Source organism: Marinomonas fungiae, from assembly GCF_001418205.1.
Lineage (GTDB): Bacteria > Pseudomonadota > Gammaproteobacteria > Pseudomonadales > Marinomonadaceae > Marinomonas > Marinomonas fungiae.
On record NZ_LIQF01000006.1, the window covers coordinates 157,708 to 170,389 of the forward strand.

The 12,682-nt window shown below is 47.8% G+C and carries 13 protein-coding genes; 9 read left to right on the forward strand and 4 right to left on the reverse strand.

Annotated features, from left to right (window positions below):
* Positions 1–9: 9 nt before the first annotated feature.
* From rsxB to ASC49_RS10920, 7 genes are all read left to right on the forward strand, one after another.
* The gene (gene rsxB / locus ASC49_RS10890) at positions 10–603 is read left to right on the forward strand and encodes an electron transport complex subunit RsxB (RefSeq protein ID WP_055463268.1); all 594 of its coding nucleotides are present in this window, start codon (positions 10–12) and stop codon (positions 601–603) included.
* A complete protein-coding gene (rsxC, locus tag ASC49_RS10895) occupies positions 603–3,422 on the forward strand; it encodes an electron transport complex subunit RsxC (protein ID WP_055463269.1) in 2,820 nt (939 codons plus the stop codon). Before rsxB ends, rsxC begins: the two co-directional genes overlap by 1 nt.
* On the forward strand, positions 3,423–4,481 hold the full coding sequence (rsxD, locus tag ASC49_RS10900; protein ID WP_055463270.1) for an electron transport complex subunit RsxD: 1,059 nt from the start codon (positions 3,423–3,425) through the stop codon (positions 4,479–4,481).
* Complete coding sequence (gene rsxG, locus ASC49_RS10905) at positions 4,481–5,098, forward strand: electron transport complex subunit RsxG (protein ID WP_055463271.1); 618 nt, start codon at positions 4,481–4,483, stop codon at positions 5,096–5,098. The genes rsxD and rsxG overlap by 1 nt, the downstream gene beginning before the upstream one ends.
* An 8-nt stretch (positions 5,099–5,106) precedes the next feature.
* Complete coding sequence (locus ASC49_RS10910) at positions 5,107–5,865, forward strand: electron transport complex subunit E (protein WP_082443815.1); 759 nt, start codon at positions 5,107–5,109, stop codon at positions 5,863–5,865.
* Positions 5,866–5,884: 19 nt separating this feature from the next.
* The gene (gene nth, locus ASC49_RS10915; protein ID WP_055463272.1) at positions 5,885–6,520 is read left to right on the forward strand and encodes an endonuclease III; all 636 of its coding nucleotides are present in this window, start codon (positions 5,885–5,887) and stop codon (positions 6,518–6,520) included.
* A 150-nt stretch (positions 6,521–6,670) separates the two neighbouring features.
* On the forward strand, positions 6,671–6,943 hold the full coding sequence (locus ASC49_RS10920; RefSeq protein WP_245624694.1) for a hypothetical protein: 273 nt from the start codon (positions 6,671–6,673) through the stop codon (positions 6,941–6,943).
* Between the two features lie 47 nt (positions 6,944–6,990).
* Here ASC49_RS10920 and ASC49_RS10925 read toward each other — a convergent pair whose 3' ends face one another.
* The 4 genes from ASC49_RS10925 to ASC49_RS10940 form a co-directional block, all read right to left on the reverse strand.
* The gene (locus ASC49_RS10925) at positions 6,991–7,941 is read right to left on the reverse strand and encodes a nucleoside hydrolase (RefSeq protein ID WP_055463274.1); all 951 of its coding nucleotides are present in this window, start codon (positions 7,939–7,941) and stop codon (positions 6,991–6,993) included.
* 19 nt (positions 7,942–7,960) lie between these two features.
* Positions 7,961–8,854 carry a ribokinase gene (locus ASC49_RS10930; RefSeq protein ID WP_055463275.1) on the reverse strand — a complete coding sequence of 298 codons (894 nt, stop codon included), beginning with the start codon at positions 8,852–8,854 and terminating at the stop codon, positions 7,961–7,963.
* Between the two features lie 162 nt (positions 8,855–9,016).
* Positions 9,017–10,246 carry an argininosuccinate synthase gene (locus ASC49_RS10935; protein WP_055463276.1) on the reverse strand — a complete coding sequence of 410 codons (1,230 nt, stop codon included), beginning with the start codon at positions 10,244–10,246 and terminating at the stop codon, positions 9,017–9,019.
* A 153-nt stretch (positions 10,247–10,399) separates the two neighbouring features.
* A complete protein-coding gene (locus tag ASC49_RS10940) occupies positions 10,400–11,275 on the reverse strand; it encodes a flagellar protein MotY (protein WP_055463376.1) in 876 nt (291 codons plus the stop codon).
* A 131-nt stretch (positions 11,276–11,406) separates the two neighbouring features.
* Between ASC49_RS10940 and rnt the strand changes: the two genes are divergently transcribed.
* Positions 11,407–12,075 carry a ribonuclease T gene (gene rnt, locus ASC49_RS10945; protein ID WP_055463277.1) on the forward strand — a complete coding sequence of 223 codons (669 nt, stop codon included), beginning with the start codon at positions 11,407–11,409 and terminating at the stop codon, positions 12,073–12,075.
* 133 nt (positions 12,076–12,208) lie between these two features.
* Entirely contained in the window at positions 12,209–12,589 is a 381-nt protein-coding gene (locus tag ASC49_RS10950; protein WP_055463278.1) for a YbaN family protein, read from the forward strand.
* Positions 12,590–12,682: the final 93 nt, after the last annotated feature.

The following is a 12,682-nucleotide window of genomic DNA, read 5'->3' on the forward strand; positions in this document are numbered from 1 at the left end:
CCTGAAAATATGATGACTGTTTTACTTGCTATCGGAATCCTAGTTGCCCTCGCCCTCGTTTTTGGTGCGATCTTAGGTTACGCCAACGTGCGCTTCCATGTAGAAGGTGACCCAATCGTCGATCAAATCGACGCTATTTTGCCTCAAACACAATGCGGTCAATGTGGCCACCCGGGCTGCCGCCCTTATGCAGAAGCCATATCAAACGGCGAGGCGATCAACCGCTGCCCTCCAGGCGGTCAAGCAACGGTCCAAGCGCTGGCAGACTTGCTGGATGTTGAAGCCATTCCATTGGATGGTGGTGCTGAAGAACCGGTCCAAAGGGTTGCAGTGATTCGTGAAGACGAGTGTATCGGTTGTACTAAGTGCATTCAGGCCTGCCCTATTGATGCCATCCTTGGTGCGGCAAAACAAATGCATACGGTTATTTCTGATGAATGCACTGGCTGTGACTTATGTGTCGAGCCGTGCCCTGTAAATTGTATTGATATGGTTGAAGTTGGTGTGACATCACGTACATGGTCGTGGGAAAAACCACAAGGTGTGGGCGTACAGTCTGCACAAATCATCGCGACAGATCGTCAAACGGAGGCTGCTCAATAATGCAAACGCCTCCTGTTTACTCATTCCACGGTGGTATTCACCCACCTGAGAACAAAACGCAATCATTGCAGTTGCCACTTGGTCATCCAAGTTTACCGCGTGAATTGATTTTGCCATTGGGCCAACACATCGGCCAAGCCTCACGCCCACTTGTAGAAGTTGGCACTAAGGTAAAGAAAGGCGAAGCCGTTGCTATGAACAATGGGTTCCTCTCCAGCTTTTTGCATGCCCCCACTTCAGGCACTATTAGCGCCATTGAAACGCGTCCAATTGCCCATCCTTCAGGTTTGAGCGATCTGTGTATTATTTTGACGCCCGATGGAGCTGATGAATGGATCGAGCTGGAACCCCTTGCCAATTGGAAAGACATTAGCAAAACCGATGTACTCGCGTTTCTATCCGAGAAAGGCATTATCGGTATGGGGGGCGCAGGCTTCCCAACGCAAGTAAAACTGCAAGGGGCTCACAAACACACCCTTAGCCACTTTATTATTAACGCGGCGGAGTGTGAGCCTTATATCACTGCGGACGACATGCTGATCCGTGAAAAGACACTAGAGTTGGTGCTGGGCATCGAAATTCTGCAACACATTGTTGAAGCCGACAATGTGGTCATCGGTATCGAAGATAACAAACCGACCGCAATTGCCGCACTGCAACAACTACTGCGCGAGCGTCAAAGCTCAATCCAAGTGGCTGTGGTGCCGACAAAATACCCTTCGGGCGGTGAAAAGCAGCTGATTAAACTGCTGACAGACAAAGAAGTGCCAAGCGGCCAATACCCAGCCGACATCGGTATTTTGTGTCAAAACGTCGGTACTTGTATTGCTGTGTACGAAGCAATTCAACAAGGCCGCCCATTGATTTCTCGTTTCACCACGTTAACTGGTGATGCGCTAAAAGCGCCACAAAACGTAGAGGTGCTGTTAGGTACACCGATCGATCACTTGCTAGCATACGCTGATCTGCAAGAAAACAAACTGAGCCGTCTCGTGATGGGGGGCCCTATGATGGGCTTCACGTTGGACTCCGGCAATGTGCCGGTGGTGAAAACCACCAACTGTGTACTCGCGGCCACCAAGAAAGAGTTACCAGCGCCTTATCCAGAGCAGGCGTGTATTCGTTGTGGTATGTGTGAACAGGCGTGTCCGGCTAGCTTGCTGCCACAACAACTATTGTGGTTCTCAAAAAGCCAAGAACTGGAAAAAGCAGAACACTACAACCTTTTCGACTGTATTGAATGTGGTGCCTGCTCCTACGTATGCCCAAGCAGTATTCCATTAGTGCAGTATTACCGTCATACCAAAGCAGAAATCCGTGATACCCGTGAAGCCGCGGTGAAATCGGATATTGCTAAGCAGCGTTTCGAAGCACGTAAAGCCCGTCATGAAGCGGAAGCGGCCGAGAAAGAAGCGAAACGTTTGGCTCGTCAAGGGGCAGCGAAACCGGCAGCCAAGAAACCTGCTAAGCCAGCGCCTGAGAAAGCCGACACTGCAGCGCCTGCCCCAGCAGTAGACGAGGCAGCGAAGAAAGCCAAAGTCGACTTGGCCATTGCAAAGGCTAAACTTAAGAAACTTGAGAAAGCCCTGCTAGAAGCGCAAGAGAAAGAGCACACAGAAGAAATCAGCGCCCTACAAACTCAAGTAGACGAAGCCAAGAAAGACATTGTCGAGCTAGAAAAGCTCGTCGCAAGCGCGCCAGCGGCCGCTCCTGTTGCCAAAACCGCTGCTCCAGCACTGAGTGACGAGGCCAAAAAGGCCAAAGTCGATGTCGCTCTGGCTAGCACCAAACTTAAGAAAGCCGAGAAGCAATTAGCAGAAGACCCAGACAATCAAGAGCTAAAAGATAAAGTAGCAGGCTTTACTGCTGACCTAAAAGCAGCGCAAGAAACTTTTGACAAACTAGGCGGCGATGTAAAAACCGCCCCGGCCACCGCCAAGCCCGTCCTAAGCGATGAAGCGAAAAAGGCCAAAGTGGATGTTGCGCTAGCAAGCACTAAGCTGAAAAAAGCACAAAAACAATTAGCAGAAGACCCTGACAACGCCGAAATCAAAGCGAAAGTTGCGGGCTTTGAAAAAGATCTAAAAGAAGCCGAAGCACGCTTTGCCAAGCTTGACTCTGCTCCAACTGTGCAGGCCGCTCCAGCGGCTAAACCAGCCATGTCGGATGAGTATAAAAAAGCCAAGGTCGATGTCGCGCTTGCAAGTACCAAGCTGAAAAAGCTTCAGAAACAGCTGGCAGAAGATGAACAGAACAGCGAGCTGCAAGGCAAAGTCGTTGAATTTGAAAAGGCTCTTAAGGATGCCGAAGCACGTCTTGCCGCCCTTGAAGCACCAACGGCAGCTTCTACCCCAAGCGACTCCTCGACTGTTGTCACACCTGCGGTAGACGAGGAAGCTTTGCGCAAATTAAAAATCGACTCGGCGATTGCCAAAGCGGCGGTAAAAAAAGCCGAGAAAGCACTAGCCAAAGCCATTGAACTTGGCTCGGAAGATAAAGACAGCCTAGAGCAGCAAGTTAATAAGGCTAAAGCGCGCGCGGAAGAACTGGAGCAAGCCTTACAAAATGGCGGTCAGGCGACCACCAAACCCGCTGAGTCGAGCGACAATGGCGCCGATGACGCTGAGTTCAAAGAGCGTCTGAAAAAGCAAAAAGTCGCTGCCGCGTTAGCAAAGGCGCAGGTCAACAAACTTAAACGTCAACTAGATGCAGATCCTTCTTCAGAGTGTCTACAACAAGCACTAGCTGTTGCAGAACAAAAACAGCAGGAAGAAGAAGCAAAACTAGAACAGTTAACTAACACGCAAGAGAATCGTTAAATGGCATTATTGCGTATCACCTCACCCCATACACATCGCGCGGGCCAACGAACATCGTGGGTCATGCAAATGGTGATATTGGCCACTGTACCTGGGCTATTGGTGCAAACTTGGCTATTTGGTTACGGCACTTTAATCAACCTTGTGATTGCATGCATCACAGCGCTAATTAGTGAAGCCTTTATTTTAAAACTGCGTAATCGTCCAATTGGCTTTTTCCTAAAGGACTACAGCGCTCTACTGACCGCAGTACTGTTAGCTCTGGCTTTGCCGCCTACGGTGCCTTGGTGGTTGACCGTCACCGCGGTGGCGTTTTCAGTCATTTTTGCTAAACAAGTCTATGGTGGTTTGGGCAATAACCCATTCAACCCTGCCATGGTCGGCTACGCCATCTGTCTGGTGTCTTTTCCAGTACCAATGACGCAGTGGATTGGGGCATCGGACCTGATTTCTGCGGGAGCTACCCCTAGCTTTAGCGACAGCTTAGCAGCGATTTTTGGCACTCTGCCAACGGTAGACTCTTACACCATGGCGACGCCTCTGGATGCCTTCAAACACAAAGATGGCTTAATGGCGAGCGAAGCTTTTGCCAGCATTGCTGGACTGCAAGGCCCTAATTTATCGAGCTGGATGTATGTTAACTTAGCTTACCTTGTGGGTGGTCTTGCATTGATTGCCCTGCGTATCATCACATGGCACACGCCGGTAGCGATGCTAACCGCTCTGGCCGTCATGTCAGGTGTTTTCTATGCAATCGATCCAAGCAATGCTGCGTCTCCGTTGTTCCATCTAACCTCAGGTGCAGCCATGCTGGGTGCTTTCTTTATTGCCACCGACCCAGTCAGCTCTTGTACCAGTAACCGCGGTAAGTTGGTGTACGGTGCCGGCATCGGTATTTTGGTGTACGTGATTCGCTCTTGGGGTGGCTACCCTGATGGCGTGGCTTTCGGTGTGCTATTAATGAACTTTGCCGCGCCATTGATCGACTACTACACGCAACCGCGAGCTTACGGCCATGAGAAAGCCAAGAAAGGTTTAACGATTGGAGGTGAAAAGTAATGAATATCATCAGCTCCATTCGCCAAAACAGTATTGGTTTGGGGATTTTTGCGGTACTCACCGCAGGTCTGATTGCGCTGACGCATCAGCTCACGGAACACACGATTGAAGACAATATTGTCCAAGCGCAGCTGTCCGCTTTTAACGAAATTTTGCCAGCTGATCGCTATAACAACAATCTCGCTGAAGCGCACGTTTTGCTACCGGCAGATCCATTACTTGGTTCAACAGAGCCAGTACCTGCCTTCATCGCACGTAAAGATGGTGAAGTCAGCGCGATCATTTTTGAAACCGTGGCCCCTGGTGGCTATAACGGCAACCTAGACCTTTTGGTGGCAATTGATCGTAATGGTGTGGTGACAGGCACGCGAGTGATCAGCCATAAAGAAACACCTGGACTGGGTGATAAAGTCGACCTAAAGAAATCTCAATGGATTTTATCTTTTAGCGGCAAGTCATTAGATAACACCTCCTTGAAACAGTGGAATGTTAAAAAAGACGGCGGCAACTTTGATCAATTTACTGGGGCAACCATCACCCCTCGCGCCGTGGTTCGCGCGGTGAAGAACACGCTACTTTACTTTAATGAGAACAAAGACGCGCTGTTGTCGCGTTAGGATTAGCTATGAGCGCTCAAGATACTCTTGCACCTGATACACCAGTGGAAGAAACTCCCGCTGCCACTGGCCCAAGTTACCGTGAAATTCTGTATAACGGTCTTTGGAAAAATAACCCTGCCCTTGTTCAGCTACTGGGCTTATGTCCTTTGCTAGCGGTTACCAGTACTGTGGTCAACGCCATCGGTCTAGGTCTAGCAACCACCGTTGTTTTGCTGGGTTCCAACATCGCCGTTTCTTTGATTCGTAACTACGTTTCCGAAGCCGTGCGTCTACCCGCTTTCGTGATGATCATTGCCTCGTTTACGACCTGTATCGAGCTGATCATGCAGGCTTATACCTACGAGTTGTACCAGATTCTAGGCATATTTATCCCACTGATCGTAACCAACTGTGCCATTCTTGGCCGCGCCGATGCCTTTGCTAGCCGTAACCCCGTGCTACCGTCTGCGATGGATGGCTTGATGATGGGATTAGGCTTTACAGCAGTACTCATGCTACTTGGTGGCATGCGTGAATTAATTGGTCAAGGCACCCTATTTACCGATATGCACTTGCTATTTGGTGACATGGCAATGGGTTGGAAACTGACTATTTTCAGCAATTACCCGAATGTCTTGTTTGCAATCCTACCGCCAGGCGCATTTATCGGCCTAGGTCTTCTGATTGCCATTAAAAACTCATACGATGAGAAAGAGAAAAAGCGTATCGCGGCCGAACAAGCAGGCCAAGAGAAAGTGTCTCGTCGTGTCCGTGTAACTGACTAAACCATCAATCGGAGGGACTGTGAACAAAGCTAAGCGACAAGAGATTTTTACGCGACTACGCAATGAAAATCCCAACCCTGTCACCGAGCTTGAATACAGCTCCCCGTTTGAACTGTTAATCGCCGTGCTGTTCTCAGCACAGGCCACAGACGTCAGTGTCAACAAGGCGACTCGTCATTTATTTCCTGTGGCGAATACCCCAGAGAAAATGTACGCCTTAGGTGTCGATGGCCTAAAGCAATACATCAAAACCATTGGTTTGTTTAATGCGAAAGCCGAGAATGCGATCAAGACTTGCCAAATCCTGATTGAAAAACACAACAGCGAAGTGCCACAAACTCGAGAAGAGCTTGAGGCACTGCCTGGGGTGGGACGTAAAACCGCCAACGTAGTGTTGAACACGGCATTCCGACAAGTGGCCATGGCAGTGGATACACACATCTTTCGTGTCTCTAACCGTACCAAAATCGCGCCGGGCAAAAATGTCTTAGAAGTCGAAGAAAAACTACTGCGCTTCGTGCCCAAAGAATTCCTACTAGATGCCCATCACTGGCTCATCCTACATGGTCGCTATATCTGCACTGCTCGCAAACCGAAATGCGACGCCTGTATTATTGAGGACCTGTGCGAGTTCAAAGACAAGACTTCGACTTAAACAACACCTGAATACACTTCTATACTGTTACAGTCCTAAGAAATCACTATAATGGTGAGCGATTTAATAGTTACGATATAACGGGTAAAAAACGTGGTTAAGTCTCATTCATCTCCCTATGTACGCTGCTTTTGGACCGGAAAACTGTTTTTGACAAATGGTCAAGTGGCCGACATTCACTGTACCCATATTTCCCATGACCTTGTTGAAGTAGAGTCCCCGATTGGTTTACAGGGCTCCAAGAAAGTGAAGCTTGAGTTGAATGCGATTCACGAAGGCAAGCAAATGCTGATTAAAGCCATCTGCCTCCCTTCTGCAGACATCCTGAATGAGCACGACAAACACTATATCAAGATGAAGTTTGGGACGATCTCCGAAGCTGAGCGGGATTTTATCGACCAGTTTGTGAAAATGCACAGCTAATAAAAAAGGCGCCGTCAGCGCCTTTTTGCTATTTCAAAATACCACGCTTAAATTGCGCCCACCATAACGTCTTCAAATAATTTCAACATACGCTCGCCATCGACTTCCATGCAGACTTGTGTCATGGGGATACCATCCCAATGTGGTTCTGGGTATTCCATCCCTTGTGGTGCAAAGATGGTCTGACCAACAGCAATACCATCCGTCACAACTCGAATCGCACCAAGCTCTACTTCAAAAATACTTGGATCTAACAGATAAGCGATCGTTGATGCATCGTGGAAGTAGCAACCATTAACACCAAAACGATTACTGTAGAAATTGATATAGAACTGGGCACAGTCGTACAAGAAGGCCCCTTGTTCTGGGTTCTTGGCTTTGATTCGCTCTAGGATGCTGTTATCCAACAGCACTTGATGAGTGACATCAAGGCCCACCATGGTTACTTGCCAAGGCGCTGTAAATACCGCATCTGCGGCATGAGGTTCGTTAATAATGTTGGCTTCCGCGACAGGCGATACGTTGCCGTATTCAATCGCCGTACCGCCCATTAAGACCACTTCATCCACCAAGTTCGCAATATCAGGATCCAGCTCTAGTACTTTACCCAAGTTGCCCAATGGACCTAGCGCAACGATGGTGACTTCCCCTGGGTATTTACGCACTTGCTCGATAATAAATTCCGCTGCACTCTGCGCTAGGGCTTGTTTCGTTGGCGCAGGATAATCGATGTTACCAAAGCCGTCTGCACCATGGACAAAGTCGGGGAATGGTCGCGGCGCTTGATTTGATGGCACAGCAACGCCGCCAGCAACGGGCACATCAACACCTGCGATTTCAGTTAACGTCAAGGCATTCTGGGTCGCAATCTCAACTGGTACGTTACCGTAAGTGGTCGTTAGACCTAACACTTCAAGCTCTTTCGCTTGAAAGGCAAAAAAGATCGCCATTGCATCATCAATGCCGGGATCCGTATCAATAATAATTTTTCGTGTCATGGTTCTCTCGTTAAATGGGTTAAGACTGTTTTGCTATAAATTCTGTCACTTCATCAAGCGTCGGGATGGAAGGCGCTGCACCAAGCCGCGTTACTGCAATTGCAGATGCTGCACACGCTGTACGCATAGCCGTTTCAAAGTCGGAGCCACGCTCTAATTCAGCCAAGCAAAAGCCAATGAAAGTGTCGCCGGCAGCCGTAGTGTCTTTGGCTTCCACTTTAAAAGCATCGACCTTAATGTCTTCCTGCTGCGAAAAATAACGCACGCCGTCTTTACCAAGGGTCATCATCACTGCGAGCTCAGGGTATTGCTCAGGTAAGATTTGCGTGGCTTTCTCAATAGAATCCGTTTCCGCTAAATCCATCGCTTCCACTTCGTTAACAATCAATAGGTCAATATAAGGAAGCACTTTTCGCGTCAAGTCCGCATCCATTGGCGCAGGATTAAACGCCACCTTTGCACCAGCCCGCTGCGCCATCTGAAGTGTTTCCGCAACCAGATTGGTCTCATTTTGCAGCAACACCCAATCCCCTCCTTGAACCAAAGCAAGAACGTATTCTACTTGGGATTTGGTCAACTTATGATTAGCGCCCGCATGCAAAATAATGCTGTTTTCAGCGCTCGGCGTCAGCTGAATGATGGCATGCCCAGAGACCTCTTCAACTTTGGCAATGTGATCCGTATTGACACCATATTCTTGCAGTTGTTGCAGGATATGTTGATCTGCACAGCACAGCGCGCCAACATGTTTTACTTCGGCCTGAGCTTTGGCCAGCGCCACGGATTGATTGGCCCCCTTGCCCCCCAGTACTTGCTGATAGCTGGTAGAACTCATGGTCTCACCAGGACGCACAAAATGATCCACTTGATATAAGTGATCGATATTAATCGAACCGATATTAAAAACGGTCATAAGCTACCTTGTTTTACTTATCTAACCAAACAGTCAATAAAAACATGTTTCCGAAGTGATTAACATAGTCCGTCTGACCGAAACGTCAATAGGCATAAAAAAAACGCCCACTCTTTGCAGAGCGGGCGTTTCGAATTTTTACATTCGCCGAAGCTAAATGTATCAGTCGCGGTCTAGGAAAGTACGACCTTTTTGAGCAGCAATACGCATACGTAGAGCGTTTAGCTTGATAAAGCCTGCTGCGTCTTTTTGATCGTAAGCACCAGCGTCGTCTTCGAAAGTTGCAATCTTGCTATCGAATAGGCTGTATGGAGACTCACGACCTTCAACAATTACGTTACCTTTGTACAGTTTCAAACGCACCGTACCGGTTACGAATTCTTGAGAAGCGTCGATCAATGCTTGCAGCATACGACGCTCTTCAGACCACCAGAAGCCGTTGTAAATCACTTTCGCGTATTTCGGCATGATCTCATCTTTTAGGTGAGCCGCTTCACGATCTAGCGTGATAGATTCCATCGCACGGTGTGCTTTCAGAAGGATTGTGCCCCCTGGAGTTTCGTAACAACCACGAGACTTCATGCCTACAAAACGGTTTTCTACTAGGTCGTCACGACCGATACCGTTTGCGCCACCTACCTTGTTTAGTGTTTCAAGGATCGTTGCTGGAGACATTTTCTCGCCGTTAATAGATACCGCATCACCTTTTTCAAAGCCTAGCTCGATGATGGTTGCTTCATCAGGCGCTTGCTCAGGAGATACAGACCAACGCCACATGTCTTCTTCAGCTGTCGCCCAAGGATCTTCTAGTAGATCACCTTCGTAGGAGATGTGCAGAAGGTTCGCATCCATTGAGTATGGAGACTTCTTCTTAGCGTTAGAGAAATCCACTGGGATGTTGTGTTCTTTACAGTAGTTCATTAGCGTTTCACGAGACGTTAGGTCCCACTCACGCCATGGCGCAATTACTTTAACGCCAGGTTTAAGCGCGTAAGCACCTAGTTCGAAACGAACTTGGTCGTTACCTTTACCTGTTGCGCCGTGAGAGATTGCATCCGCACCCGTTTCGTTAGCGATTTCGATCAAACGCTTAGCGATCAGTGGACGAGCGATAGACGTACCTAGCAGGTACTCGCCTTCGTATACAGTGTTCGCGCGGAACATTGGGAATACGAAATCACGTACGAATTCTTCACGTAGGTCTTCGATGTAGATTTCTTTAACGCCCAACGCTTGAGCTTTCGCGCGTGCTGGCTCTACTTCTTCGCCCTGACCCAAGTCAGCAGTAAAAGTTACCACTTCACACTTATACTCTTCTTGAAGCCACTTCACGATTACCGAAGTGTCTAGGCCGCCCGAGTAGGCTAGCACTACCTTCTTCACGTCAGACATTCTTTTCTTTCTCCTCAACGAGACTCAACGCAGTTCAAATAGGCGAACTACGTATAGTTAAATAAAATAGGCGGTAAGTGTAAAATTTCGCCCCTTGCTTAGCAAGGGGCGCACTGGAAAATAGACGGTTAAGATGTGGACAAAGCGAGACTTTTAGGGACTTGGCTCAGATAACGACTGGGCATTATTGCCTGAACGCTCAAGACGAATGGTTACACGACGGTTTCGCTCGCGACCGTCATTAGAGCGGTTATCTGCCGCTGGGTAGCGCTCGCCATGGTAACGAGAAACGATTTTTTCTGGCGCGATCCCTTTTTTCAACAAGTATTCAGTGACGCGCTCCGCACGTAATTTGGACAATTCACGGTTGTCGCGACGAGAACCAATAATGTCGGTATGACCATCAATATAAATGTATTCAATGCTCGGATCGGCTTCCACATACATGGCCACCAAATCTAAGCGACGTTTGATACGATCCGTCAACTCCACGCCATTGGTTGGAAATAGTGCCGCAGTTCGTGCAATTTGTTCGAAGTTCACTGGCAGTAAACTCGCCATACAACGGCGAAACTCATTATAAGCGGGATTAAAATTAATATTACTCAACGCCACTTCAACACTTTCTCTACCATTTTCCCAAGCAGACCCCGCCACGACTGGGTGACGACCACGATCAAGTGAAGTCAACATTTGCTCCGCGACTTTGCCACCCACTTCAACGGTCAAGCCATAACCAGGATATGGCATGACTTCAAGCGTTTCAGGTGAGATGCCCGGCACCCAACTAGGTGCTTGAGAAATAATATACACTTGCCCTGGACCAATCTTTTCATTGTCTGGCTTCAGGACGAACTTCATTGGTTCCCCTGCTTCCTTAATAAACTCCCCTAAACCAAAATGTGGAATGGGATGTTCAAGACTGCAGGCAAAAATATCTCCCGATAACGACCATTTTGACTCTTCAATACTGGATTCGTAGCGTGTTAGCGCATTGGCTTGGGCCGCAAAAACAAAGCTGGTCAACATTAGTACTACGTGTGCGAAAGGTTTGGCTATCACGGTAAGAGTTCTCGTTCTCGACTTAGCTTATATGTTATCATCTTCCACTAACTACTCATTAAATTTCTGATCGTAATGGCAGAATTAAGGATTCTCTTTTGTCTACTCACGAAATCAAAGATCGATTCCGCGGTTTCCTACCCATTGTTATCGACGTAGAAACGGCAGGCTTTAATGCAAAAACAGATGCATTACTTGAGCTGGCCGCCAGCATTCTTCGCATGGATGAAAATGGCGAGTTGTATATTCATGAAACCATGTCGTTTCATATCCAGCCGTTTGAAGGTGCTAATCTTGAAAAGGAAGCACTTGATTTCACTGGTATTGACCCCTTTGCACCGGGTCGTGATGATCTGCCAGAAAAAGAAGTCTTAACCCAGATGTTTAGCAAAGTCCGCAAAGAACTGAAATCAACAGGGTGTAAACGCGCCATTTTGGTTGGTCATAACTCTGCATTTGACCATGGTTTCTTAAACGCAGCTATTGAACGTAATGATATTAAACGCAATCCGTTCCATCCGTTCTCAAGCTTTGATACAGCATCTTTATCTGGTTTAGCATTCGGTCAAACCGTATTGGCTAAAGCATGCCAAGTAGCGGGTATCGCTTTTAGTAATTCCCAAGCACACTCAGCGGAATACGATACTGAAAAAACCGCTGAATTGTTTTGTGAAATCGTCAACCGCTGGAAGCGCTTAGGTGGTTGGAGCTTGGTTGCGGATACAGAAGGCGAAACAATGGAATCTTTATTTGGCGCCGCTAATTAAATTAAGCGCATCATAAATCCATCAAACTCTAGACTTAAACTGGGCTTGGGGTTGGTGGTTTCTTATGATCAAGGCGTAACAGAGAATTCTGTTCGCTGTAGTAATGACATTATTCGAAACATAGAGTCTTGTTATGACGGGTAAACGACTGGCATTAATAATCCTAGGATGGGTATCCCTCATTACAGGCATTATCGGTATATTTTTACCATTGCTCCCTACAACACCATTGGTACTGCTTGCTGCTTGGTGTTTCTCAAAATCTTCCGAGCGTTTTCATGCTTGGCTGCTAAATCATAAATATTTTGGCCCAATTGTCTCCGACTGGCAGTCGGATCAAGGGATCCCGAGAAAAGCCCGCAATCGTGCACTATTATTTATGTGGGCCGGCATGTGTTTGTCCATGTTTATTGTATGGCGTTTTTGGGCAACGGTTGGCCTGTGCGTGATTGGTCTTGCTGTGAGCATTCATCTTTTGCGTATGCCGTTGCGAAACGAAGAAACGGAACGTTAAAGTCGTTTTAGCCCAGCTTAAACAGAATCATGTGCACCATATCGCGCGCAATTTTAACAATGCTTACAATATTCTAGGCTTATCATTACTTAG

What these genes read in the sequence shown, in the direction of transcription:
- rsxB (WP_055463268.1), top strand. Translation starts at nt 10, where the DNA reads ATGATGACTGTTTTACTTGCTATCGGAATCCTAGTTGCCCTCGCCCTC.
- rsxC (WP_055463269.1), top strand. Translation starts at nt 603, where the DNA reads ATGCAAACGCCTCCTGTTTACTCATTCCACGGTGGTATTCACCCACCT.
- rsxD (WP_055463270.1), top strand. Translation starts at nt 3,423, where the DNA reads ATGGCATTATTGCGTATCACCTCACCCCATACACATCGCGCGGGCCAA.
- rsxG (WP_055463271.1), top strand. Translation starts at nt 4,481, where the DNA reads ATGAATATCATCAGCTCCATTCGCCAAAACAGTATTGGTTTGGGGATT.
- ASC49_RS10910 (WP_082443815.1), top strand. Translation starts at nt 5,107, where the DNA reads ATGAGCGCTCAAGATACTCTTGCACCTGATACACCAGTGGAAGAAACT.
- ASC49_RS10925 (WP_055463274.1), bottom strand. Translation starts at nt 7,941, where the DNA reads ATGACACGAAAAATTATTATTGATACGGATCCCGGCATTGATGATGCA.
- ASC49_RS10930 (WP_055463275.1), bottom strand. Translation starts at nt 8,854, where the DNA reads ATGACCGTTTTTAATATCGGTTCGATTAATATCGATCACTTATATCAA.
- ASC49_RS10935 (WP_055463276.1), bottom strand. Translation starts at nt 10,246, where the DNA reads ATGTCTGACGTGAAGAAGGTAGTGCTAGCCTACTCGGGCGGCCTAGAC.
- ASC49_RS10940 (WP_055463376.1), bottom strand. Translation starts at nt 11,275, where the DNA reads ATGTTGACCAGCTTTGTTTTTGCGGCCCAAGCCAATGCGCTAACACGC.
- ASC49_RS10950 (WP_055463278.1), top strand. Translation starts at nt 12,209, where the DNA reads ATGACGGGTAAACGACTGGCATTAATAATCCTAGGATGGGTATCCCTC.